Here is a 24,996-nt window from a genome sequence, read left to right on the forward strand (position 1 = left end):
AGACACCCGTAGGGGTGTCTTTTTTCAAACTAATAATCCCTTGTAATCATGCCGTTGGCAATCTCCAAGGCTTTATCTAGTTGATTCGTTTGCGTGTAATAGGTAAACAATTCTTTCTCCGAACTCTGGATGAGATAGGTATTGCCTGACTCCCGAAACTTAGGTAATGCGATCTCGCTTAAATAGTGATAATACTCAATTTGCTTTTTCTGAATGGAAAGGGTATGGAGATGAAGAAGGAGTAGGTAGAAGGTTTCCTTTAACTTTTTGGCTAGGGCTAGTCCATCTTGCGTGATTTTTAGTAACTCATGATTGGGTAGTAGATCTCCATATAAACAACTTCGAATATATCCCTCCAAAGAAAGCAGGTATGCGCCTGTTTTCTTTTCTTTTAAGTGCATAGATTGCTGATAGTACTTACTCGCTAACTCGTAGTTTTCTCTACGCATATACTCATAAGCCAAATTATGTAGAACTCTTGCTTTACGAATCGGTGCATGGCAGATATCACAGCTTAGCAATAGTTTCTCAAACCGTCGAATCGTTTCTTTAAAGTCGCGGTTTTTATCATCTTTGACTTGAACCAGCATTAGCATTTCGGCGTCGATGATTCTCAAGAAGCTATTGATACCTTTGAAAAAAACGAGCGATTTCTCAGCGTAAAAGTAAGCCATAACGGGCGACTGAATGGCGTGGTAGGCTGAAGCCAAGTGATAGTAACATTCTGGATTATTGTAATCTTCATGTACAATGGCAGTCAACGTATCAATGGCTTTCAAGTATTCCTGTTTAGCCAAATAATACATTCCCAGCACATGCTTGAATAAATTGTTTTCATAAGGAGCGAGTTCGTGAAGCTCCTTTTGAAAATGCTTGATAATTTTATAAGCGTTGTCAACTTGGTTGTGCATCAGATAATATCGAGCCTTTAACAAATTGTAAAGCGGTTGGTAATCTGAGATCTGTAGAAGGGGCTCCTTCTGAAGTTCTTCATTCAGCGCATCCATTTCCTCGAATAACTGTTCAATAATCACATCATGCCAATGATGGAGTCGTGTTCGTATATTTTCAAGGCGAATGGCCTCTTTTGAAATATCGATTTGAAGTCGTTGGGATAGAAACGTAATAATTTCAGGAGAATACTCCGTGGATCCTCGTTCTATTTTGCTAATATGTGTATCAGAGCAAATACCTCTCCCGAGCTGTTCTTGGGTTAATTGGGATTTTTCTCGATAGAATTTAATAATTTTGCCTTCATACATACTAAATTCCTCCCAAATTCGTAGAAAGTGATGACGCTCTCATTGTACAACAAAACATGTGTAGTCGCACTTTCTGCCCATCCCTCTACATAAACCACCAATACACCGGAATAAACAAAATCGACGTAATAATTCCGGCAGCTCCCATGGCAAAGCCGCTCATACTGCCTTCTTCCTCCGAGTCCTTGATGAGGCGTGCCGTGCCTATCCCGTGCGCTGCGGTCCCAACTGCAATGCCGATGGACAAGGCATCCCTGAATCCGAGCGACGTCAGCAGCTTCCTGCCGACCATGCTGCCGAACAAGCCAGTCAGCACCGTTAGGACGGCTGTCAGTTCCGGCAAGCCGCCGAGATGGCGCGAGATTTCTAAAGCGATCGGCGAGCTGACCGATTTCGGCAGCATGCTGAGCAGAATCTCGCGGCTCCCGCCGAGGAGGCCAACCAAGGCAGCGGCGCTGACAATGCCGGTCAGCGATCCCAACGTAACGGCGATCAGGATGCCGGTTATATGCTTTTTGATCAACGCCGCGTTCTTGTACAGCGGCACGCCGAGAGCCACGGTTGCTGGCCCCAGCAGCACGGTAATCATGTCAGCGCCGACCTTGTAGGCGGCGTAAGGGATGTGAAAGCTGAGCAGGATGCAGATGATGAAGCCTGAACAGACAAAAAGCGGATGCAACCAACGCCACCGCTGATGAATTAGTTGAGCAGCCGTGTAAGCCACAACGCTGAGCGCGATGCCGAACAGCGGGTTCATTAGCCAAGCCGAAGTGCTCATTTCATTTCACCTCCAGCTGTCTTTTGCCCATTTGCAGCAGTAATATTAGTATGAATCCGATGTCCTTTATCCTCACGCCGCTGCAATTTGGAAGTGATAAATCCAGTGACAATCAGAACGGCCACCGAACTTCCCATAACGCCAACCCCAATGGAAAGCCAATTTCCTCCGATCAGAGGGAAGAACGCCATCGTCCCCACGACAAAAGGCAGGAAAAACAACATCATATGCCCTGTAAACCAATTGGCCGTCGTTTCCACCCATTCCAGCTTAATCAGCTTCGTAAACAATGCAATAGTAAAAAGAATGAGTCCAATCACATTACCGGGGAGCGGGATGTGAAAACTGGTTTGGAGCCAGATGCCGAGGCCATTAAAAGCTAGCAAAATCGCAAGTCCTAACATGTTGTCTCCTTCATAGAGGCACAAAAGGCCCTAAATATTTTATTGCGTCACTTAATATATCTAGTTATGTCATATATATTGACATTTAACGAAGTGCTCATTACTATTATGACTTATAACCAATCGATCACCTGGAGGGGATGCAATCGATGATGGATCACATGACGGATCGAGCGAACAAATATATCCCTTTGCAGCCTGAAATGGCGTGGCACACAGCCGATTATCAGGAGCATATGGCTTATGGCAATGCTCACAGCATTCCTGCGTTATATTATCAATTCAAGTCCAAGGGCTTGGATTCACCAGATTTTATCGCCATACCTGATGGTCATGTGGACATCCTGTTTTGCTGCGACGATGCACAACCTGACATTCAGGTGTATGGGTCCGTTTTATCCAAGTTTAACATCACTTTGAAAAAGAATACAGTGTACTTCGGAGTCCGCTTTCTATCTCTTCATTTGTCGGGTAAATCCAAGATTGATATGAAAGATTTGATCAGTCAATCGTGCGCCCTAGCTGACTTTATCGCCATCAACGAGAAAGAAGTAGAGTCTATCTTTACGGCGGCTAAGCTATTTGAACGAATACAGTTATTCAATAGCGTTCTCGGTGATCTGCTGGCGATACAGCCGGAATCACGCTTAGTTCGCTATGCTTTACAACAGATGATAATGGCGAAAGGAAACCTCAGCATAAAGGATTTGGCCACGCAAACCGCCTATTCGGAACGCTATCTCCGTAAGCAATTTGAGCACTTCGTTGGCTTATCCCCCAAGGTGTTTAGTCAGATTACGCGGTTCCAGCATGCGCTGCAGGGGTTGCTTAAGTTCTCAGATCCCTCATCACTATGGGAAAGTATTTCAATGAATGAGTACTATTATGATCAGCCTCATTTTATCAATGAATTTAAAAAGTTTACGCAAGAGACGCCCCAAGCTTGGGTGAAACGAGCCTATAAGGTTCGATAAAGAAAGTAATGGGGCCACATCGAGTGGTCCTTTTTCTATTTGGTGTCATAATTCCTAACATAAGAACCGATTTTTCCAATAATTTCGAAAACCCTTCTAGTATACTTACCACATCGAGATGAATACCACTCCACACCAGAAGGGGACTACACGTATGAAAATGGCATTTTCTTTTAAAAAGAGCTTGATCGTCGGAACGATGCTGACTATGGCCTACACGTCATTTCTCCCATTTGGCTCGCATCAGGCTTATGCACATGGCGGCAGCTTTGAAGATGAGTACATCCAATTGCGACAATCGCTGGAGGATTTCGGTGCTGCTGTGTATTGGGATGAAACGTCGAAAACAATTCAAGTTGTAAAGGCTGGAAAAGTGGCTCAGCTCCAAATGAATAGTAAGGAAGTGAAAGTAAACGGGCAGCTAGTCACGCTAGCTGGGCCTGTTGTGATGAAGGATGGGATTACGTATGTGTATCACGATTTCATTAATGCGATTTTCCAATCTGACGTTATTTCAACAGTGCAAATTTCAAAAGAAACGAACCCCTTGAATCCACTGACGGCCAAGGAAATTGAAAGTGCGGTCAGCATTATGAAAGGATCAGAACAGTATAAAGATAGCTTGCTATTCACCGAAATAGCATTGAAGCCGCCGTCTAAGGCTGACGTGTGGAACTATGTACTTGGTTCAGATAAAAGCAAGCATATACCTCGAGTTGCTCAATTCGTTGCGTTAGATGGCAAACACGTGATTGAGGGCGAGGTCAATCTCGCTGAACGGAAGCTTTCCAAGTGGGAGCGCAAAGAAGGCGCGCAGGGGATGGTCACCTTGGACGATATGATCACCGTTCAGAGTGTCATCGAAGCCGACGCAACTTATGCCAAGGCCATTGCGAAGCGGGGCATTTCTGATATTAAGAAGGTTGTAACAACGCCTTTAACGGTAGGTTATTTTGGTGGGGAAGATGATTTGGTGGAAGATGCGCGTCTCTTAAAGGTTGTGTCCTATTTGGATACGGGAGATGGCAACTTCTGGGCGCATCCGATTGAAGATCTTGTTGCTGTTGTCGATTTGGAGAAGAAGCAAATTATTAAGCTGGAGGATAGCGGCGTTATTCCAGTGCCAATGCAAGCTAATCCATATGATGGGCGTAATTTTGCCGATAAATTAGCGCAGAAGCCGCTTGAGACCCTAGAGCCTGCTGGGAAAAGTGTTGAGATGACTGGGAACATGATCTCTTGGGGGAATTGGGACTTTCATTTGCGTTTGGATAGCCGGGTAGGTCCGATTCTATCGACGATGACGTATAACGATCAAGGTGTAAAACGTAAAGTGATGTACGAAGGCTCCCTTGGCGGGATGGTCGCTCCGTATGGAGATCCGGATATTGGCTGGTATTTCAAAACGTATTTCGATTCCGGGGAATATGGGATGGGCACATTGACGTCTTCCTTGGTAGCAGGGAAAGATGTACCTGATAATGCGATGCTGCTAGATGCAGTAATTGCAGATACCCAAGGTAACCCGCGTACGATTCCGAATGCGATGGCCATTTTTGAACAATACGCAGGTCCCGAGTACCGTCATGATACGATGTCTGCACAAGGCACGGATAGCAAGGAGCGCCGTGAGTTGGTCGTTCGCTGGATTTCTACCGTAGGGAATTATGATTATCTTTTCGACTGGGTGCTGCAACCGAATGGTACGATTAAGATTGATGTTGGGGCTTCTGGGATCGAGGCGGTAAAAGGCGTCCTTACGACCAATATGCATGATGCAACTGCTGCTAAGGATACTCGCTATGGCACATTGCTAGATCACAATATTGTCGGCACAACACATCAACACATTTATAATTTCAGACTAGATATGGACGTGGATGGCGAACAGAACTCCTTGACGGAGATTGATCCCAAAGTCGCAGAAAACACGGATGGTGGACCGCGCAAAAGCGTAATGATCACAGAGCACAATACCGTGAAATCCGAGCAAGAGGCTGCTCAAAAATTTGATCCATCCACTATTCGCATTCTTAGCAATCCGAACAAAGAGAATAAGGTGGGAAATCCGGTCTCTTATCAAATTATTCCATTCGCTGGCGGTACACATCCCATTGCCAAAGGCGCACTCTTTAGTGAAGATGATTGGTTGTTTAAACGTGCAAGCTTTATGGATAAACAAATTTGGGTGACAGCTTATAACCCGGAAGAAAGGTATCCTGAAGGTAAATATCCAAATCGGACGGCAAATGATACGGGTTTAGGTCAATTTACATCGGATAATGCTTCCATCGAAAATACAGATGACGTTGTATGGATTACGACGGGGGCGACGCATGTCGCGAGGGCGGAGGAATGGCCGATCATGCCAACGGAGTGGGTTCACGCGATGTTGAAGCCGTGGAACTTCTTCGATCAAACACCGACAATGAATTTACCATAAGGGGTTAAAATGAAGGGGCCTTGCGGCAAGCAAGGCCTCTTGAGGTTTGGACTGTGCGTACGCTCTAAATGCCAACCATCGGAATGCTCTCTCTATATATAATGTTTCAGTTTCCCTGCCAATTGCCATTCCGATATTCAGACGGCGTTGTCCCTGTTGATTTTTTGAACATGCGGGCAAAATGAAACGAATTTTTAAAGCCGCAGAGCAAGGCAATTTCCCCGATGGCTAAGCCTGTGTGCGCGAGGTATTCACTGGCCTTTAGAATGCGGTAATTCCAAACGAATTTGATAGGTGTCACACCCTCATGCTTGCGGAATAAACGAACCAGATGCTCGGGCGAAAGTCCAACTTCATCTGCGATAATTTCGAGCGAAAGGTGCTCTTGGTATTGACGCTCAATCCATTTCTTCGCTTGCCCTATGGAAGGATGCATGGGCTGAGAAGGATTCAGCGCAGATTCCGCAATGAATAGCTGCAGGGCGGCCATGCCGAGTGAACAAAGCGGTGCTGAGTTGGCTTCATAGCGTGTCCGTAAGGACATCAGCATGTCCGTGATCCGATTCATCTCTTCTGAAATGGCTTGGATTGGCGGCAACTGCTCCAATAGATCAAGCTGATCGTCCGAAAGTCCGTCAACATGGACAGCTATCCAGCGGTGCCAGGTTTCTTGCTCTTTAGCAAAGGTAAAATGCTCGAGGTGTCCAGGCTTCAGGAGGATGACCTGTCCAGGTTGAATATGGAAGGGGATGTCATCGACGAGAACTGTCATCCCGCCGGTGTGCAACAAGACGAGTTGGAGATCAGGTTGGATACGCGGCCCGAAACGACTGCCAGGCGGGTAAAGGACGGTTCCTCCAACGGCTGATCGTATCGAGGAAAGAGAAAGAGGCAAGGACAATGATTCCGCCATGGGAAGCTCCTCTCGCTATCATTTAAGTAAATATCAATTACAGATATATTGTTGTCGGTAACAGCCATGTTCGAAAGAGGCCTCAGTCTGTATGCTAAGTATATCGTTCAAGCTTGTATTTTGAAAGGAGAATTTAGGGTATGGACAATCAAATCAAGGATCGTTTAACGCCGCTAGGGGCGGAAGAGTTAGCTTTTTTTCATGAGCATGGTTATTATTTATTTAAAAAGGGATGCAGTGCTGATCTCGTTGATGCCTTTAATGGACATATTCATGGCATCCGATCTGCGGAGGAAGTGCCGGATTGGGCGCGCCCGACAAAAGGCGGTCAGCCTGTCACGGATAAGGATCGTTTCTCGGTAAGGCTCTTTAATCCGCATAAGCATGATGGCTTTTCGCAGCAGTTAATGAAGCTGCCGGTTGTCAGGGGGGCGCTTGCTCAAATGATGGGCGATGAAGCATTCTGTGTGCAAAGCATGTACTTTTACAAGGAGCCGGGCTCGCCTGGCCAAGCACCGCATCAGGATTATTACTACATCAAGGATGATCCGAAGTCCATGATTGCGGCGTGGATCGCCTTGGAGGAACTCGTCGATGAAGAAAATGGCTGTTTGTGGGTCATTCCAGGGACACATAAGTTGGGGTTGCTGCCGCATGGGAAAGTTAAAAATCTCGAGGAACATGAAAGCTGGACAGATGAAACCGAAGGCGTAGATCTCAAAAATGAGATTCCGGTTGTTATGGAAAAAGGAGATATTTTATTTTTCCACGAGCTGCTTATTCATTCTTCCTACAAAAATCGCAGTAAAGACCGCTGGCGCCGCTCGTACGTCTGTCATTATATACGCAACGATTCCACCGTTTTGTTTCGTGAAGATTTGCGCGTGAAATATCCACTCTACTAATTGAAAAATCCGCAGCTTGGACAGGAGGGTTAGCTCTTGTGCATGCTGCGGATTTTTTCAGTTCTTCGTTCTATGATTTGCGATAAACAATAATCCGAACGAGATTAAAATAATGGCTGCAGCCCAATACCAGGCCAGCGTTTGATTACCGGACTCGACTGCGATATAAATCGCAGTAGGCAAGGTCTGGGTTTTATGCGGAATGTTGCCCGCAATCATAAGCGTCGCGCCGAACTCGCCCAGACCTCTGGCGAAACCTAAAATATAGGCCGCCAGGATAGAGCGCCATGCCAAAGGCAAGGAGATATGCCAGAGCACCTGCCACTCGCTGGCTCCGATCGATCGTGCAGCATCCTCTAGGTCTTTGCTAACCATGGCAAAGCCGGTTTTCATCGTTTGGTACACGAGGGGGAAAGCGACCACAATCGAAGCGATTACAGCGGCTCCCCACGTGAAAATAATCGATTGATGGAACAGATAGTCCATCAGGTGCCCGATCCAACTCCTTTTGCCCAGAAGGATGAGGAGGATAAAGCCGACCACGGTTGGAGGCAGCACCAAGGGTAAGAGGAATGTCGTCTCAACGAGTATCTTTCCGTGGAAGCTCCGGCGGGCCATAGTCCAAGCTGCTAAGCCGCCGAAGATGAGAACAAACACACTGGATACAATAGCAACCTTTAGCGATAGGAGGATAGGGTGTAGGAATTCAGTCCAGTTGATCTGTGTCATACTTATTTAGGAATCGAGAAACCGAATTTAACGAATACATTTTGTGCTTCTTTACTTTGCAGGTAGGTGTAAAAGTCATTCGTTTCTTTGCTATGTTTGGTTGCTTTTACAATACCTGCAGGGTATTCGATCGGTGTGTAAGTTTTAGGGTCGACGCTGAAAGCGACTTTGACACTCTTGGATGTGAGTGCGTCCGTTTTGTACACGAAGCCAGCTTCAGCATTCCCGGACTCTACGTAAGTAAGTACTTGGCGCACATCTTTGCCTTGCACGATTTTCGCTTGAAGGGAGTCCCAAAGCTTCACATTCGTTAACGCTTCTTTGGCGTAGCTGCCCGCTGGAACGGTTGCAGGTTCCCCGAGAGCTAAGTGTTTAATGCTGTCACTGGCTAGATCTTCAGCTTTCGTTACAGCGACTTTGCCATCTGCCGGTACGACAGCTACTAATTCATTGATAAGCAAGGTTTTTTGCTGTGTTGTATCGATCAATTGCTTGTCGACCAGGGTTTTCATATTTTTAGTGGCTGCTGAGAAAAATAAGTCCGCTGGAGCACCCTGTTCGATTTGCTGCTGCAAAGCTCCTGATGCGCCAAAGTTAAAGTTAAGTTTAATTTGTTTGTTTTTGGATTCGTAGTTGGTTTGAATTTCTTTCAAAGCATCGGTTAAACTGGCTGCGGCAGAAATCGTTAATTGCGTCGGAGACGCGCTTCCAGCTGGTTGTGCCTTCTCGCTTGAGCATCCTGTGATTAGCATCGTTGCTAGTGCGAAACCAGACAAAACAGCACTAAACTTTTTTACCTGTAACATAAATTCCCCTCCGATAATCGCATTTCTATCTATTTGGATATAAATAGTTATATCTAATTATATTTGATTATATATAAGCATAATGAAATCGTCTAGATCAGGATTGAAATACACCTTGTATCGGCTTATGATAGGGAAGAATGGTTTCGAAAGATACCTAATGGAGGTTCCTATGACAGCTGACGTTTCCTATACAACGGAAGAAATATCTAAACTTTTGAAAATCTCCAAATTAACCGTTTATGATCTGATCAAAAAAGGTGATCTAGCCGCTTATCGTGTCGGTAAGCAAATGCGTGTAGATGCATCGGATCTTGAAGCCTATAAAATGCGGGCAAAAGGTGGAAAAGCTCCTGTCGTTCAACAGGAAATATCTGAGCCTTATGCACAGCAATCTGTATATGCTGGTGCTGGACAGTCCAAACAGTCGCTTGTCATAACGGGACAAGATGTGAGCTTGGACATTTTAGCTAAACATATCGAAAAACAGATTGCACCTCTCAGACCGCTCCGCGCCTATGTCGGAAGTCTGGATAGTCTGATTTCCATGTACAAGGGCGAATCTGATATTGTGAGTACGCATCTGCTGGATGGTGATTCGGGTGAGTATAATTTGCCGTATATCCGGAGATTGCTAATCGGTTCTTCCTACGTAGTAGTGAATCTGGTGTCCCGCTCGGCTGGGCTGTATGTTCAGCAAGGCAACCCGAAGCAGCTCTACGGTTGGGCTGATCTTAATCGGACGGATCTTCGCATGGTGAATCGTGAGAAAGGTTCAGGCGCACGTGTACTGCTAGATGAGCAGCTGCGTCTTCACGGCATTGCGCCTCAATTGCTGCAGGGTTATGAGCAGGAAGAATCGAATCACATGGGCGTTGCGGGGAAGGTTGCCATAGGCGAAGCGGATTTTGGAGTAGGCATCGAAAAAGCAGCATCCATGGTCGGCGGCGTTGATTTCATCCCGCTCATTCAAGAGCGTTACGATCTTGTGATGCTTAAAAAGCCAGAAAACCTGGCTTGGATTGAACGGGTCAAGCGGATTTTGCAATCGGAAGCTTTTCAGAAGGAATTGCGTCCTATTCAGGGGTATGACTTATCACTGACAGGGCGCGTGATATACGAGACGTAAAAAATGGAGATGCCTACAAATCGTAGGCATCTCCATTTTTTTATATAGCAGCAGGGGTTAAGGCGTTATTCGACTGTGGCGGGATAAATTGTTCACTGCGACTGCAGTCGATATACATGGGATACACACCTGTACCTTCCTGAATAGGAGAGGCGATCCTATTGATAGCGACAGATACCGTTTCAACAATGGGTTCTTGCGGGATGGAAACTGATTGTCTGAGGCGTTTACTCTTCTCGAACACATCGATGACGAGATAGTACATGATACATAGTACGATAAAACCCAATCCACAGATTTGTAAGTTTTGCATGCTAGTACGCCTCCTATGAATCATTTTTCACCACATTAAAAAGTATACGTTTTCGGTTCCAGAAAACGTCTTGATAATTGGCGATAAAAACTACCATTAAAACGCGGTCGCTCATCTTTGAAATACTTCGATAGAAGTTATTTTCATAGATTAACGTATTTAATATGCGATGTCGCTCGAAAGGCGGTGTCGTTTTCTGACATATTGTCAAAAGACTCCTAAAAGTGTTTGTTCATCTTGACATTACCAGTGAGAAACATTATCATTCGTTGTAGTGAGACTAAATGAAAATGATTATCAATGATAATACAAGTGTGAACGGCATCATGAGGGGGCTAGTCAAGATGAATCATAGTGAGAACGGAATTGGCGTCGGGACGCTGCAGGTCATTGCCGATTATCAATTAGAGCGCTGGCTGCATGCCCTCACGCATGAAGATCAAGGGACGATTTCTGAGGATCTGACTTGGCAGCAGCTTACCCAATTCGCGGCCTACCATGCCATCGACGCATGGTACACATTGCCGGTAGCTGCGCGGACGCATCGTGTTTTGAAGGATGAATTCGAAAAAAAGTGGACCAATAAAGTTCAGAAGTTTGGAACGGGTACGTTTTATAGCGAGGTTAAGCAAAGTGTCATCGATCAGTTGTATCACATTCTGACGCACAAGAGTCGGATCGAATGGCCGCTTCTATTATTTGAAAGCATGGATGTGTGGATTGAAGAGCTTGATATGGGATTATCGATGATCGTTCAAGCGATGGAATCCTCACAGCAATCCGTGGTGATCCATAAATTTGTCATGGAAGACAGTGCGGCATCGCTTGCTCTGTTTACACATATGTCGGTTGTTTTTTGCAACAAAGCTTTCGGAGGGATACCTGTGCAGCTGCAAGTCATTAATCTGATGAGCGGTAAACGGCATCACATCGAGATTACAAAATATGCGATGGAACAGTCGCTTGATTATCTTAGACTTGTGAAGGATTTGTATTTGGAAAGTCGCACATGTACTTGCTGCAGAGAGGAGGGGCTTCATGGAAATAAATTCGACATGGTCATCCACCAATGATTTGCTGTCACTACGGTTTACAACGTTAACGGCTTCTCCTGATGGCGTATTATATGCGGGGACTGAAGGGCATGGCGTTGTTCAGTTCTCGCCTTTGCGATCTTGGGAAAGCGCATCACAGGGACTGCCTGCATATGTTCATGTGTTTCGATTAGATTGGGTAGAAGCCCAATTATTCGCTTCCACAAGCCACGGGCTGTATCACTTAGAAGATGAGGTGTGGCAGCAAACGAGCATCACAGATCCTTGCTACCGCGCGCTAAGTTGGGGCGATCGCTTTGTTTTGACGGAGAATGGCTTGCTCTGCGGGCATGAAGCGGAATGGCTGCCGCTGGCCTATCGAGGAAAGAAAACCTATGATTTGCTGGTTACGCCTCATTTTATTTTTCTAGGTTATGAGGATGGCGTTGCTTTTTACGATTTATTTACAGGGGACTGGTGCAGTATGCCGCTATCACAAGCTGTGACAAGCTTAGCGGTATTCAAAACGATGCTAGTCGGGACGACGGAGTGCGGAGGCTTGGTTGTAGGCAATAAAAGAGGCGGCTTTCACCAGCACCGGTTTGAGGGGATGTTTTTAACCCGGTTGGTTGCTCATCGCGGAGAGGTTTATGTGTGCGCGAATACGGGGCTGTATAAACTGATCGAGATCAGAGGCAACATCATCCTGCATGCGCTGAATGCACAAGCCGAGGTGACCGATCTGCTGATTTGGCGAGATATGATGGTCATATCGACGCGCGGTTCAGGTGTAAAATATAAACATGCAGATAAGACAGGTTTTCAAACGGTCTTGTAAAAAAAAGAGAAGCTCCTCGCGATTCGATCGCGGGGAGCTTGTTTTATCGGGGGAAAACTTTGTGCGGTTCACAGCTAGCAAAAATGCAAAAGAGCATCCTTTTCAGTTAAAATCTCTTCATCGGGTTTAATAAATGCAAAAAGGCATCCTTTCGGGGGCGAAAAGTCTATAACGAGCTGAAAACTTTAGAAATAGATGCCTTTTTGCATCAATTTCAGTTGAAATCGAGTATTTGCTAGAGAAAAGTTGCCTTTTTGCATTTCTCATTAGATGGAGGGACATCTAGTTGAAGTTTACAGCCTGGAGGAAGTCCACTCCCAATGCCTAAGCGTGCCATATCCGTGGCATCGCTAACGGTTCCTTCCCAAGCTCCGCCCAAATATAGGACAGCAGCAGCTTGGCTTTCAAGTCTTTAAAATCCGCATCATCCCACAGATTTCGAATCTCACCGGGATCTTCCTGAAGATCAAAGAGCTCGCCATACGTTTGATTATAGTAGACGGTTAGCTTATAGCGATCGTCCACATATGTCTTTTGATGGATGGTCGTTTTCTCGTGACGGAACTCACAAATGGCGTGCTCGCGTAAGCGTTCCTCACGACCCGTCCATACGCTGCTCTGGTCGATGCCCGTCATGAAGCTAGGGATTGGCAGACCCGCCATGGAGAGGAAAGTAGGCGCGAGATCAACGAGTGACTGAATCGCATTGGACGTTTTGCCTGCAGGAACTTGACTTGGGTATCGAACGATAAAAGGAAGCTTAATTAAATCTTCATATAGGAAGCCGCCTTTATGTTGAAGACCATGCTGCCCGAAGAAATGGCCGTGATCTGTCGTGAACACCACAATCGTATTCTCCGCAAGTCCTAGCGCCTCAAGCCGATCCAAGATACGTCCAATGTGTGCGTCCATACAGCTGATCATGCCGTAATAGGTTGCTACGAGTTGTTTGCGCTCACTTTCCGGCAGACGGGAGTGGGAGTGATACCCGTGAATGCCATAGCCGCTCTCGCGCAAATAAGAGAAATCAGGATTCTCTTCCTGCGTCAAGCCAAAGTGTGGGGGATTCTTCTCGTGCTCGCCAGGCGTGACGGTTGGGATGGTTAACTTCTCTGGATCATACATCTTATCCCAAGGGGACGGGACTAAATAATCCGGATGCGGATCGAAAAAGCTCGACCACAAGAAGAAGCTTTCCTCCGACTGCTGGTACTGCTCCAGAAGCGCATTGGTTCTCTCTGCGATCCAGGTATTATAGTGGAACTCTTCAGGAATCGCCCAATGGTGAAGCTGTTTAGGGTCCATCGTTCCGGTCGGAGCCAAGAAATAATCGCGCCAATTCGTGAGCCCTTTCTCTTCCATCCATAGTGCATAATGTTGTCCCACATGCGCTTCGTTCGTATGGTTGCGAGCTAATTCAACATGATCAAAGCCATAGAAGGGTTGGTCAAATGTTTTCCAGTAATCCAGATCTTGCAGAAGTGGATAAGCTTCAAGCGAGGGGTATTCCTCCGTCCCTTTGAGCGGTTGAAAATGGGCTTTACCAATCAACGCTGTGCGATAGTTGGCTTTTTGAAAATCCTCGCCAACGGTATGGCGATCTTCCAACAGCTTCGTACCGAGCGTCCATGCGCCATGTTGACTCGGATATTGCCCTGTAATTATGGAAGCCCTAGTCGGAGTACAAGTCGGATTGGGGCAATACGCTCGTGTAAATGTCGTGCCTTCCTGAACAAGCCGATCCAAATTAGGCGTGGATAATTCGGGATTGAATGCACCAATCGTGTTCCAATGCTGTTGATCACTTGTGATGAGAAGAATATTCGGTTTCTTCATTGCTCAGTTCCGCCTTTCTCTTGCCTTTATACCTACTAGGATTAGTATAAAAATACGAGACAAATAACAAAATGATAGAATGTTAGAAGTTGTCATTATGTTGGCTTTCTTTTATTCTTAAGATAATAGAATAGGCGAAGAGGAGGGCATGAAATGCAGGAATATGAAATGGAATTTGCAAATGTCTGGTTTGCAATCCCTTCCCTTTTTCAAACCGCGAGCGGGTGTTGGATTGTCCGAGGAGGGCAGAACATTGCGAAGCGAACATATCATATTGGTCCAAAAGTGATTGAGCAGACGAGCTTTCATTGGGTGATACAGGGCAAGGTGAGAGTGACTACACTAGAACATACCGTCGAATTAAGCGAGGGAGATTTATTTTGTTTATTTCCCGGACGTCCTTATGTGTATGAAACGATGCAAACAGAAGAGGGCATGCCGCCATTGAAAATGATCTGGCTTGCAATGGAAGGGAACCAACTGCCGCTATTAACGGCGGAGTTTGGTCTTACGCCAACGAAGTACTGGCTACATCACATCGTGAGTAACGAAGTTGGAGAAGCACTGCGAAGCGTGATTGGCATCATGTCGGGAGCGAAGAAAAATATGTTTCTCGAACAACGGTCATTGAGTGATCTTTTTTATAAAATGAACCTGCAAGCGAACCGATCGTCCGCCAAAGCGAAGGAGAAACAAGATTGGCTCGTTCAGGTAAAGGATTTCTTTGATCTCCACTATACTGAGCATATTCGCGTGGAGGATGCAGCGCACCATTTTGGCTATCATAGATCCCATTTATATACGGCATTTCTAAAATCCTACGGCGTTTCACCGCAACGGTACTTAGCTGGCAAGCGCTTAGAGAAAGGGGCGGAACTGCTCAAAACCACGTCTTTATCCGTCACGGAAATTGCCTGTTCCTTAGGTTACTCTGAGCTTTACGCATTCACGCGCGCATTTACCTCCTACATGGGCATGTCCCCCAGAGCCTATCGAGGTTAAAAAGGAAACTATGAATAGCTCGCAGGTGAAACGCCGGTAATCCGTTTAAATGCTTTATAAAAGTTAGAGTAATCCTCAAATCCCGTCATTTTACACACCTCGGTTGGGGGGACGGACAGCTTAAGCAGCTCGATGGCTTTCGCGATCCTTTTTTGAATAATATATTGCTTGAAGCTGTAGCCAGTAACTTTTTTAAAAAGATGAGAAAAGTAATACCGATTGATGTAGAACGTATCCTCAATATGTTGTAATGTCAGCTCACGATACAAGTTGTTATGGATATAGGTGACAATTTGCTCGATCTTTGCATTATACTCGCCTTCCAGCTGGTGGGTATGGAGATGTGTGGCAATAATATCGTTGAGATGAATAAGCAGCCGGATAAACGTCAACTCAATTAGCACTTTTTTGGCTGGTTGGTTACTGTGATGATGTTCTTCGATATCTGTGAAATAAACGCCTAGTTGCTCGACCAGCTTGCTTGGGATGCGGTTGAAGCTTCCGGGCTTTTTGCGTTCAAAATATTGCAAAATCGGATAGTTCTCATGGTGATAGTGTTGACAAAATTCAGGCGTAAAAAAAATGAGAATACGCTCGTAGCTGGAGTCTGACGTGAAATAGGGCCGATGCATTTCCTTGTTGTTAATGATCAATAAATCGCCAGGACTTAATGAATAGGTTTGATCCTCGACTTGATAATTGACATTGCCGGAGATCAAATAATAGATTTCATGGCAATCCAATGTATACGAGCTATGCTGTTCATCATGCGGACTCTCTGTAAAAGAATGCAGATAGCTGAAAGCGCCGTTATTGAGGTAAATGGATACAAGCTGCTGGTTCATAGCGTCCCTCTTTGATTAGAATTTGATCACTCTACTATATCATAAAAATCAAGATGAAATAGCAAGTTATGCAATGTTTCAGCCAAGGTCTACTATAGGTTACGGCTATGGAGTCTCGATATACTTAGGTTGTTGAGCCGTGAAATAGCCTGATAAACTACTGGAGGGGTCTGATATGAAAACGATTTTACAGGAGAATAAAGCGTTTATTTTGGGAACATGGGATCGAATTGGGGAAAAGATTGCCAAAACCTCTTCACGCATTCAAGATGGCTTTCCGCACACAACCCACAATGGCGTCTATGATGATTGGCATGATTCGCTTTCGTGGTGGACCAATTCGTTCTGGGCCGGCATTCTGTGGCAGCTATATAAAGAAGATAAGAGCAACGAAACCTACAAGGTTTATGCGCAAAGTATCGAGAAAAAATTAGATGAAGTCCTTCACGGGTATGATGAATTACATCACGATGTTGGCTTCATGTGGTTGTTAACCTCGGTATTGAATCATGAGCTTACTGGAGATTCAGGAGCGAGACAAAGAGCTATGCTGGCAGCGAATGTATTGTCTGCGAGGTATAATTATGCGGGTGGCTTTATCCGCGCTTGGAATGGCAGAGGCACAGAAGGCGTGGCCATTATCGATTGCATGATGAATATCCCGTTGCTTTTCTGGGCGAGTGAACAAAGCGCGGATGACCGCTTCAAGCATATCGGCATCCAGCATGCCAATAAATCGCTAAAGGATTTCATTCGCGAAGATGGCTCTGTGAATCATATTGTGACGTTCAATCCGGAGACAGGTGAAGTTGTAGACATCCCCGGAGGTCAGGGATATGCAAGCGGCTCCTCTTGGTCGCGAGGGCAGGGCTGGGCCATTTATGGCTTCGCTCAAACTTATACGTGGACGGGCAAAATGGAGTATCTGCATGCCGCCAAACGGATCGCCCATTATGTGTTATCGTGCTTGCCGCTGTCAGGCTATGTGCCATTGTGCGATTACAGACAGCCGGCAGAATCCCCATTGCTGGATAGCTCGGCAGGAGCCATTACCGCTTGCGGCTTAATTGAAATCGCCAAAGCTGTGCCGGATGGGGAGAAGGAGCTGTATCTCCAATCAGCGCTTAGTATACTTAAAGCGTTGGATGAAAAATGCGCCATCTGGGACGGATCGGATGAATGCATTTTGACGAATGCGACTGCGGCATTTCATCCTATGAACAATCCACGTACCGCTGTTGAAAATGGTGCTTTAATCTACGGCGACTACTATTTCGTCGAGGCGATTGCGAAGTTAAAACAATTACTATAAGTGTAAATTGCGACTCCCACAGGGTAGATAACCCTTGTGGGATTTTCTTTTGACCGTTGACCATTGTCCTTCTGAATGCCATAATCGATTAAAAAACGATGCAGGGAGTCAGCCAACCATGAGTATACGTTCCATCATAGACGCTTATCGGCATATGAAGATCAAAAATAAGTTGTCGATATTGATAACGATGATCATCGCGGTTTCGTTGACATTCACGATTATGATCCAACAATACGTGTTCTCGATCTATGATGGGCAAATTTATGAGAAATCCTCACGCGTACTTAATTTATCGTCCACGGCGATTGAAACGGAGCTCAAGCGACTCCAGCAGCTTTCTTATCGGATATTGTCCGAAGAGCAGGTTCAGGAGTGGTTGACGTTACTCAAAAAAAATCCGTCGGATTATGACCGCTTGATCATAAGTCATTACTTGATTGATCGCTTGATCAGCTACTCAGGTGAGGAACCTTATGTGTATTCCATTCAAATCATGGATGCCAAAGGGAACGAACATGAAGGCGGTAACATTCTGAGAATGGACACAGCCAGAAAAGATCATATCTTGAGTGTCGCGGCTGAAGGGGACGGGGAAAACCGTTGGCTTTATCCGGACAGCAGTGATTCGGCGCTCGTCGCGACGCGGGAAATTCGCTCCTTTCACAAAACGAATTTTGATTTGGACTATTTAGGGACACTAGTGATTCGGATAAATATTGAAAAGCTTGTTCGCGATATCGCTCCAGAAGAGGGCGATGTGATAATTGTCTCCGATGGACATGTGATATACCCGAGTGAGCCCTCCATCGATTCAAGTCGCATTGCGAAGCCGATGAAAGCTGCCAAAGGATATGAAATTCAAAATATTGACGATGAAAGATATTTTATTGCGCAGATTCAATCGTTGAACACAGGCTGGACCTATTTGAATATTACGCCGTTTAATCAAATCTTCGATCGCATTGTTGTCATTAAGGAAATGGTCGTTTTCGTCTTTATTGCTATCTTCGTGGTCGTTATTCTGTTAGGCATCCGTTTCTCCTACGGCTTAACCCGCCCGATTGACGAGTTGATGGTGCGGATGAAGCTGGCAGAGAAAGGGAATTTCGAAGAAGCCAATTTATTTCCGCCAGGCGGCCAAGTGGCCATGAATGAAATTGGGCTCTTGCAGCGAAGCTTCCGATTCATGATCGAACGGATCAATACGCTCATTCAAGAGAATTATGCCAATCGACTATTGATAAAAGAAACGGAATTTAAAGCGCTTCAATCGCAGATTAATCCGCATTTTCTGTACAACACATTAGAGTCCATTAACTGGATGGCAAAGGTGAATCGGCAATCCAAAATTTCCGAGATGGTGGAAGCACTCGCGTATTTGCTGCGCCACTCCGTTGATTTGAAAGAACCGATTATTACACTAGGTGAGGAAATCGATATCGTTCGCAGCTATGTGACGATTCAGAAAATACGCTTCGAAGAGCGCTTGGTATTCAAGCTGGATGTGCCTAAAGAATTAATGGAACGGGCGATTCCTAAGCTGACGCTCCAGCCTTTGATGGAGAATGCGATTCATTATGCGTTGGAGTCAACCATCGAGCCTTGTGAAATCTCGATCCGTGGCTGGAGCAGCGAAGAGGGAATTTACCTTGCGGTTGAGGATACGGGTCCAGGGATGCCAAGCGGCATCTTTGAACGATTGCGCAGCGGGGAAGTCACGACGAAAGGTAAGGGCATCGGTCTTCTGAATATCGATGATCGCATTAAACTGGCCTTTGGCGAAGCGTATGGACTTCAGGTAGATGAGTCTAAGCAAGACGGGGCTTCCATCATTCTATATTTACCTAAAGGGACGGAGGAATAAAGCATGCACAAGGTGTTGTTAGTGGATGACGAAAGAATTATTCTAGATGGCATTTCTCGCATGGTCGATTGGCCATCTTTACAAACTGAGCTGATTGGGACTGCGCGTAACGGAATCGAGGCATTTGAAAGTATACAAAAACAGGCTCCCGACATTATCATCAGCGATATTCGAATGCCAGGGATGGATGGACTAGAGCTGGTGGCGCGTGTGCATGAGGCCTATCCCCTTATCCGATTCGTGCTGTTATCAGGCTTTGGTGAATTTGATTACGCAAGCAGAGCGATGCAGTATGGTGTGAAGCATTATTTGCTCAAGCCAACGAACGAAGGCAAAATCGGCGAAGCGCTGAAGGAGATCGTAGCGGAGCTAGAGCAGGAAACGAGTAAGGAGTCGTTCGTTCGGAATATGAAGGCGGAGCTTGAGAAAGTGATGCCGCATGTGAAGGAGCAGTTCCTCAAGGAGTTCGTTACGAATAAAACGTACGGTAATTGGGATTGGGACTATTTTCGCAGCTTATTTAAGCTCGACTTTGATTATCAAATCCGTCTTCTCCTGTTCCAGTTGGAGGAAGGCTTTGAGTTTGAGCATTTGTTTGCCATTAAGAATATTGCCCAGGAAATTCTGAATAGTCCCCTATTGAGTACGACGATTGGGAATCATGTCTTAATTTTGTTGGAAGAATCCGTGGATATTGATCTGCTCCATGAGCGGATTTATCATATTCGAGACACATTTCAAATGTATTACAAAATGGACGCAACGATCGCGCTCAGTGAGCCGGGCCACATTACGAAGGCAAGACAGCTGTATAAGCAGTGTCTACATCTCTTGAATTACCGTTTTTACTTGGGAGAGGGCAGTCTAATTACCCGAAAAGACACGGCCGTTTCTTCCCAAGAGGCTGCGCCGAAGGAATTGGGCTGGGATGAAGAAAGACTGAATATGTCAGTGAAATCCGGTCATCGGGAGGAAGCAGAAGCAGCTTTGAACGACTTTATCGGTGGATTAAAAGAAGCGCAGCTGGACATCGATGTGACGAAATCCTACGTTATTCAGCAGTTCGTTTCGCTTGTTCGCCAGTGTGCGCCGGAAGAAATGAATACTTACTTCACACAAATCCCAGTTATCGTGGAAATGAACACTCTGCAATCGATCCAGTGCTTCTTGGAAAATGTCGTCATTACGATGACGGAGCGATTCTATGGGCTTAACAAAGTGAAACATAGTGCGATTGTTCAAAAAGTAATTGATGTAATTGACGCGCAGCTTGGGAATTCAGATCTCAGCTTGAATTGGGTGGCGCACGATATGCTGTATATGAATGCTGACTATTTGGGGAAATTGTTCAAGAAGGAAACAGGTGAGAAATTTTCCAACTATGTCATGAAAGCGAGAATCACAAGAGCCACAGAAATGATCGCCGAAGATGCGGATATCAAAATTTTCGAACTGGCCGAACGACTGGGCTTCGGAGACAATCCGCAATATTTTAGCCAAGTGTTCAAAAAATACCGAGGTTCCACACCATCGGAATATATGAAATCAACAGAGAATTAAAATCGATAGACTCCGCGGATAGATCCGTGGAGTTTTTTTGTCGGCTAATTAAACAAAATGAACGGTTTTTTGCCTACTTCGTTGGAAGTATCTTATTTTATAATACGAGTAGAGAAGAGATGAGGCTGTAATCCTCTCATTCCCGAGTTCAACAATATAGGGGCTGGTTAACAATGAACAAGTGGCGGAATAACGATCATCTAGTCGGGTATGTTTTTGCTTCTCCGTTTATATTAGGCTTTCTCATCTTCACGTTGTACCCGATCATTTCGTCGCTATATTATTCCTTCACAGATTACAACTTGTTTGAAGCGCCGAATGTAATTGGATTTGATAATTATGAGAAGATGTTTACGGCAGATGATAAATATTGGAAGTCACTCAGTGTGACCTTTACGTATGTATTTGCCAGCGTACCGTTCAGACTTATTTTCGCCTTAGCGGTTGCCATGCTGTTAAATAAAGCTGTTCGAGGGATCGGAGTGTATCGTTCATCCTTCTATCTTCCTTCGTTGATCGGCGGCAGTGTGGCCGTTTCCATTATGTGGACACAGTTATTCGGGGACAAAGGGTTGCTGAATTCCTTCCTATCGATCTTCGGAATTCATTCCGATATCTCTTGGATTGGTAATCCAGCCACAGCGTTATGGACATTGATTGCCTTGTCCGTTTGGCAGTTTGGATCGTCCATGCTGATCTTCCTTGCAGGTTTGAAGAACATCCCTTATTCCTACTATGAAGCGGCGAGTGTGGATGGTGCCAGCAAGGTCAGACAATTTTTCAATATTACGCTGCCGCTGCTTAGTCCAATCATCTTGTTTAACCTGATCATGCAGACGATATCCGCATTCATGACGTTTACACCTGCGTATATTATTTCCCGAGGAGAGGGCGGACCGCTCGACAATACACTGCTGTATTCGTTGTACTTGTATCGGAGAGCTTTCCAGTTTTACGAAATGGGTTACGCGTCTGCTATGGCCTGGGTCATGCTTTTGTTAATCGGACTCATTGCGCTAGTTCTATTCCAAACCTCCAAGTACTGGGTGTATTACGAAACGAAGGGAGATCGGTAACATGGTCAATGCCACTGTGAGAAAAACCTTAAAGCCTTACACGTATCATGTGATTGTGAGCTTATTAGCGATCGCCATGATTTATCCGATTCTTTGGCTGATTGCGAGCTCACTGAAACCGAATGATGAAATATTTACAACGACCTACAGCTTAATCCCCAGTAAATTTTCTTGGGAGAATTATGTGACAGGCTGGAAGGGCTTTGCTGGCAACACATTTGCTACTTTCTATATAAATTCGTTTTACATTGTCATATTATCAACGATTGGTGCGGTCGTGAGTTCAGCTTTAGTTGCTTATGCTTTCGCACGCATCCCGTTTGCTGGCAAAAACATCTGGTTCACCTGTATGATGATCACGATGATGCTTCCCCATGACGTCACGATCATTCCGCAGTATGTCATGTTCTCGAAGCTGGGTTGGCTGTCTTCCTTTAAGCCGATCATCGTGCCGCAATTTTTTGCGATTCCTTTCTTTATCTTTCTAATTATGCAGTTTATACGCACAATTCCAATCGAGCTGGATGAAGCAGCGAAAATGGATGGTTGCAGCAAATACAGTATCTTTTTCCGCATTTTAGTACCGCTGATCGTACCATCCCTTATTACAGCGACCATTTTTTCCTTCTATTGGCGCTGGGAGGATTTCATCAATCCGCTCCTTTATTTAAATAAACCGTCGCTGTATCCAGTGTCATTGGCGCTGAAGCTTTTCTTGGATGGCGATTCGCTCAACAACTGGGGCGGGATGTTCGCAATGGCATCGCTGTCACTCATTCCGATTATCATTGTGTTCTTTATTTTTCAGCGTTACATCGTGGAGGGAATTTCTACGAGCGGATTGAAAGGATAGAGTATGAGAGGGGACATAATGGACATGCCAAAGTTAGTCTTTGAGGAAAATGAAATCAAATCAGCTATCGACCGTGTGGTTGACCGCACGTTTCGGATGGACTTCGCATGGGATTGGCCTGGCGGCGTTGCATTTTATGGGGTTTGCGAAGCGTATGCAGCGACTGGAAATGAATCGTATCTGACGAGATTGAAGGCTTGGGTGGATGAAAATATGGAGGATGGCCTGCCGAAGCTATCGGTCAATGCCGTGTCCATCGGACATTCACTTCTCACTCTGTATGAAGTAACGAAGGATGAGAAATATCTAGACACCGTTAAAGAAATGGCTGAGTTCTTAGCAACCAAAGCAGAGAGTTTTGGCGACGATATTCTTCAGCACACGGTGAATTCCGAAACGTATAACTTTCCAGAGCAAGCTTGGGTAGATACGATGTTCATGGCAGGTTATTACCTGCTGCGCGTTGGGAAATTGCTAAACAATGATGACTACTTTGCGCTTGGCTTGAAGCAGTATCACGGACATGAAAATGTCCTGCAAAACGCGAAGACCAATCTGTACTATCATGGTTGGGATAACATTTCTCAGACGAACATGTCATCCATCTTCTGGGCGCGTGGCAACTCATGGGCATCTCTGACGATGGCGCGTGCACTTCATCTCGTTCCTGTCACGCATCCTTCGTTCATGATCATTGACGGTTCGCTGCGCGATCAACTAAGCGCTCTTGTTCGATTGCAGGATGAATCCGGTTTGTGGCACACCATTCTGAATGATCCATCGGCTCCATTGGAGACTTCCGGATCTGCAGGTATCGCTACAGCTTTGCTAACGCGGGGACGTCTGTACAATAAATACACGCAGAAGTCGATCGACGGTATCCTGGCTCGCATAACTGAGGATGGCACAGTAACGGGTGTTTCCGCGGGAACCGCAGTCATGGAAAACGCCGACGGTTATAAAGGCGTTCCTGACAAACGTATCCAAGGATGGGGACAAGGGTTAACGTTGACGTTCTTAGCCGAGGTGCTGAATTCGAAGAAGAATAGCTTTGGTAATGGGTGCTAACATGCCCGGCCCAATCTAGCCTTGCTCAACCCCCAACCCCAACGACCGGAGTCGGATCCCGATAATGGTTAGATGGAAATTCTACAGTTAATTTCTCGTAAAATCGTTAAAAATCAGCTTTAAATGGAAAAACTCCAGCTAATATTCACATTCTCGCGGTAATCGCAGTGAATGCTCGAAAATAGCTGGAGTTTTTCCTGTTATTACCTATAAATGATGGAAATGAAAGAAAATAGATGGATATTTTCCATCTATTTCGTCCGCCCGTATTGTCGCCCCGTGTCCACCATACGCCGATAAAGTTTGCGATTAGACATATTCTTCAACGGGTAAAACTGAGGTCGCGTATTCACTTCGAGAATCCACGGTCTGCCCTTAGAGTCAATGGCAACGTCAAGGCCGAGTTCTCGAAACCCTTTAACATTCTGATCAAAATTGTGTCCTACGCTAACGCCAAGCCGTTTCAATTCTGCTTCTCTTTCCTGAATGGTTGAGCTGGAATAGCCAGCACCGAGCAAGGTTGGCTTGAAATATCCAACCGTCCCGCCTTGGTTATAGTTGGTTGCAACTTTACCCGGTCTCCCAATTTTGGTAAACAGTGCCGTACTGATCCATTCACCTTGATTCGTTTTCTGCACCATGACGCGAATGTCGAAGGGTCTTCCTTTCGTTTTCGCGAGTTGTATCCCTTTCTGAAGTAAATAGGAACGTTTCCCGGCATGTTTGGACAGTTTGGCGTGCAGCTTATTCCTTGTTGGACAAAAATCCTTTTTACGATTCAATTGGGTTTGGTAGCCTGTAGGTTTCCTTTTAATCCGAATAATATTGAATCCACCTGAACCATCCGTAGGTTTAAAAAAGACCGTTTTATAATTATCTAGCATGCTATTCAAATTCTTTTTCGTAAAAAGTACGGTTCGAGGCACATACTGGCGTAAATCAGCTTGCTGCAGCAGCCACTTGGTTTTACGCCATTTGTTTTTAATTGATTTGCTTTTATATGTGGGCATAGGGTGTACACCTCTTTTTAGTCAGCGTATGTGCGCTGA

At 45.4% G+C, this 24,996-nt stretch carries 23 protein-coding genes; 13 read left to right on the plus strand and 10 right to left on the minus strand.

Annotated elements, in window-relative coordinates; translation table 11 throughout:
• Positions 1-29 precede the first annotated feature (29 nt).
• From AC58UX_RS03970 to AC58UX_RS03980, 3 genes are all read right to left on the minus strand, one after another.
• Positions 30-1,262: a helix-turn-helix domain-containing protein gene (locus AC58UX_RS03970; protein ID WP_497249790.1), complete on the minus strand. Its 1,233-nt coding sequence runs from the start codon at positions 1,260-1,262 to the stop codon at positions 30-32.
• A gap of 85 nt (positions 1,263-1,347) precedes the next feature.
• A complete protein-coding gene (locus tag AC58UX_RS03975; protein WP_497249791.1) occupies positions 1,348-2,040 on the minus strand; it encodes an LrgB family protein in 693 nt (230 codons plus the stop codon).
• On the minus strand, positions 2,037-2,444 hold the full coding sequence (locus AC58UX_RS03980) for a CidA/LrgA family protein (RefSeq protein WP_497249792.1): 408 nt from the start codon (positions 2,442-2,444) through the stop codon (positions 2,037-2,039). The genes AC58UX_RS03975 and AC58UX_RS03980 overlap by 4 nt, the downstream gene beginning before the upstream one ends.
• Before the next feature lie 161 nt (positions 2,445-2,605).
• Between AC58UX_RS03980 and AC58UX_RS03985 the strand changes: the two genes are divergently transcribed.
• Together AC58UX_RS03985 and AC58UX_RS03990 are read left to right on the plus strand one after the other, a co-directional pair.
• Positions 2,606-3,418, plus strand: a complete 813-nt coding sequence (locus tag AC58UX_RS03985) for a helix-turn-helix domain-containing protein (RefSeq protein WP_497249793.1) — start codon at positions 2,606-2,608, stop codon at positions 3,416-3,418.
• A 154-nt stretch (positions 3,419-3,572) separates the two neighbouring features.
• Positions 3,573-5,861 (plus strand): copper amine oxidase, encoded by a 2,289-nt coding sequence (locus AC58UX_RS03990; protein WP_497249794.1) that lies wholly within the window; start codon positions 3,573-3,575, stop codon positions 5,859-5,861.
• Between the two features lie 106 nt (positions 5,862-5,967).
• Here AC58UX_RS03990 and AC58UX_RS03995 read toward each other — a convergent pair whose 3' ends face one another.
• Positions 5,968-6,774: a helix-turn-helix transcriptional regulator gene (locus AC58UX_RS03995; protein WP_497249795.1), complete on the minus strand. Its 807-nt coding sequence runs from the start codon at positions 6,772-6,774 to the stop codon at positions 5,968-5,970.
• A 140-nt stretch (positions 6,775-6,914) separates the two neighbouring features.
• Here AC58UX_RS03995 and AC58UX_RS04000 point away from each other — a divergent pair, with 140 nt between their 5' ends.
• A complete protein-coding gene (locus AC58UX_RS04000; protein ID WP_497249796.1) occupies positions 6,915-7,679 on the plus strand; it encodes a phytanoyl-CoA dioxygenase family protein in 765 nt (254 codons plus the stop codon).
• 57 nt (positions 7,680-7,736) lie between these two features.
• On the opposite strand, the gene modB is transcribed toward AC58UX_RS04000, so the two are convergent.
• Both modB and modA read right to left on the minus strand, forming a co-directional pair.
• The gene (gene modB, locus AC58UX_RS04005; protein ID WP_497249797.1) at positions 7,737-8,408 is read right to left on the minus strand and encodes a molybdate ABC transporter permease subunit; all 672 of its coding nucleotides are present in this window, start codon (positions 8,406-8,408) and stop codon (positions 7,737-7,739) included.
• A gap of 2 nt (positions 8,409-8,410) precedes the next feature.
• Positions 8,411-9,214, minus strand: a complete 804-nt coding sequence (modA, locus tag AC58UX_RS04010) for a molybdate ABC transporter substrate-binding protein (protein WP_497249798.1) — start codon at positions 9,212-9,214, stop codon at positions 8,411-8,413.
• Positions 9,215-9,386: 172 nt separating this feature from the next.
• Between modA and AC58UX_RS04015 the strand changes: the two genes are divergently transcribed.
• Positions 9,387-10,343, plus strand: a complete 957-nt coding sequence (locus AC58UX_RS04015) for a substrate-binding domain-containing protein (protein WP_497249799.1) — start codon at positions 9,387-9,389, stop codon at positions 10,341-10,343.
• A gap of 40 nt (positions 10,344-10,383) precedes the next feature.
• Here the strand turns inward: AC58UX_RS04015 and AC58UX_RS04020 are convergent, their stop codons facing one another.
• Positions 10,384-10,656 (minus strand): hypothetical protein, encoded by a 273-nt coding sequence (locus AC58UX_RS04020; RefSeq protein WP_497249800.1) that lies wholly within the window; start codon positions 10,654-10,656, stop codon positions 10,384-10,386.
• A 344-nt stretch (positions 10,657-11,000) separates the two neighbouring features.
• Here AC58UX_RS04020 and AC58UX_RS04025 point away from each other — a divergent pair, with 344 nt between their 5' ends.
• Both AC58UX_RS04025 and AC58UX_RS04030 read left to right on the plus strand, forming a co-directional pair.
• Complete coding sequence (locus tag AC58UX_RS04025) at positions 11,001-11,729, plus strand: hypothetical protein (protein ID WP_497249801.1); 729 nt, start codon at positions 11,001-11,003, stop codon at positions 11,727-11,729.
• The gene (locus tag AC58UX_RS04030; protein WP_497249802.1) at positions 11,695-12,528 is read left to right on the plus strand and encodes a hypothetical protein; all 834 of its coding nucleotides are present in this window, start codon (positions 11,695-11,697) and stop codon (positions 12,526-12,528) included. Before AC58UX_RS04025 ends, AC58UX_RS04030 begins: the two co-directional genes overlap by 35 nt.
• Positions 12,529-12,852: 324 nt before the next feature.
• On the opposite strand, the gene AC58UX_RS04035 is transcribed toward AC58UX_RS04030, so the two are convergent.
• Positions 12,853-14,364: a sulfatase family protein gene (locus AC58UX_RS04035; protein ID WP_497249803.1), complete on the minus strand. Its 1,512-nt coding sequence runs from the start codon at positions 14,362-14,364 to the stop codon at positions 12,853-12,855.
• 153 nt (positions 14,365-14,517) lie between these two features.
• Between AC58UX_RS04035 and AC58UX_RS04040 the strand changes: the two genes are divergently transcribed.
• Complete coding sequence (locus AC58UX_RS04040; RefSeq protein ID WP_497249804.1) at positions 14,518-15,366, plus strand: AraC family transcriptional regulator; 849 nt, start codon at positions 14,518-14,520, stop codon at positions 15,364-15,366.
• Positions 15,367-15,374: 8 nt separating this feature from the next.
• Here the strand turns inward: AC58UX_RS04040 and AC58UX_RS04045 are convergent, their stop codons facing one another.
• Positions 15,375-16,211: a helix-turn-helix domain-containing protein gene (locus AC58UX_RS04045; protein ID WP_497249805.1), complete on the minus strand. Its 837-nt coding sequence runs from the start codon at positions 16,209-16,211 to the stop codon at positions 15,375-15,377.
• A 175-nt stretch (positions 16,212-16,386) separates the two neighbouring features.
• Here AC58UX_RS04045 and AC58UX_RS04050 point away from each other — a divergent pair, with 175 nt between their 5' ends.
• The 6 genes from AC58UX_RS04050 (at position 16,387) to AC58UX_RS04075 (ending at position 23,947) form a co-directional block, all read left to right on the plus strand.
• Positions 16,387-17,523, plus strand: a complete 1,137-nt coding sequence (locus AC58UX_RS04050) for a glycoside hydrolase family 88 protein (RefSeq protein ID WP_497249806.1) — start codon at positions 16,387-16,389, stop codon at positions 17,521-17,523.
• A gap of 118 nt (positions 17,524-17,641) precedes the next feature.
• Positions 17,642-19,390, plus strand: coding sequence for a sensor histidine kinase (locus tag AC58UX_RS04055; RefSeq protein ID WP_497249807.1), 1,749 nt, complete (start codon positions 17,642-17,644; stop codon positions 19,388-19,390).
• Positions 19,391-19,393: 3 nt separating this feature from the next.
• Positions 19,394-20,950 (plus strand): response regulator transcription factor, encoded by a 1,557-nt coding sequence (locus tag AC58UX_RS04060; RefSeq protein WP_497249808.1) that lies wholly within the window; start codon positions 19,394-19,396, stop codon positions 20,948-20,950.
• A gap of 173 nt (positions 20,951-21,123) precedes the next feature.
• Positions 21,124-22,026, plus strand: coding sequence for a carbohydrate ABC transporter permease (locus AC58UX_RS04065; protein ID WP_497249809.1), 903 nt, complete (start codon positions 21,124-21,126; stop codon positions 22,024-22,026).
• Between the two features lie 76 nt (positions 22,027-22,102).
• A complete protein-coding gene (locus AC58UX_RS04070) occupies positions 22,103-22,879 on the plus strand; it encodes a carbohydrate ABC transporter permease (RefSeq protein ID WP_497250056.1) in 777 nt (258 codons plus the stop codon).
• Positions 22,880-22,903: 24 nt separating this feature from the next.
• Positions 22,904-23,947 carry a glycoside hydrolase family 88/105 protein gene (locus AC58UX_RS04075; RefSeq protein WP_497249810.1) on the plus strand — a complete coding sequence of 348 codons (1,044 nt, stop codon included), beginning with the start codon at positions 22,904-22,906 and terminating at the stop codon, positions 23,945-23,947.
• A 251-nt stretch (positions 23,948-24,198) separates the two neighbouring features.
• On the opposite strand, the gene AC58UX_RS04080 is transcribed toward AC58UX_RS04075, so the two are convergent.
• Positions 24,199-24,957 (minus strand): YheC/YheD family protein, encoded by a 759-nt coding sequence (locus AC58UX_RS04080; protein ID WP_497249811.1) that lies wholly within the window; start codon positions 24,955-24,957, stop codon positions 24,199-24,201.
• Between the last annotated feature and the right edge of the window lie 39 nt (positions 24,958-24,996).

This window comes from Paenibacillus sp. J22P90 (assembly GCF_059692195.1).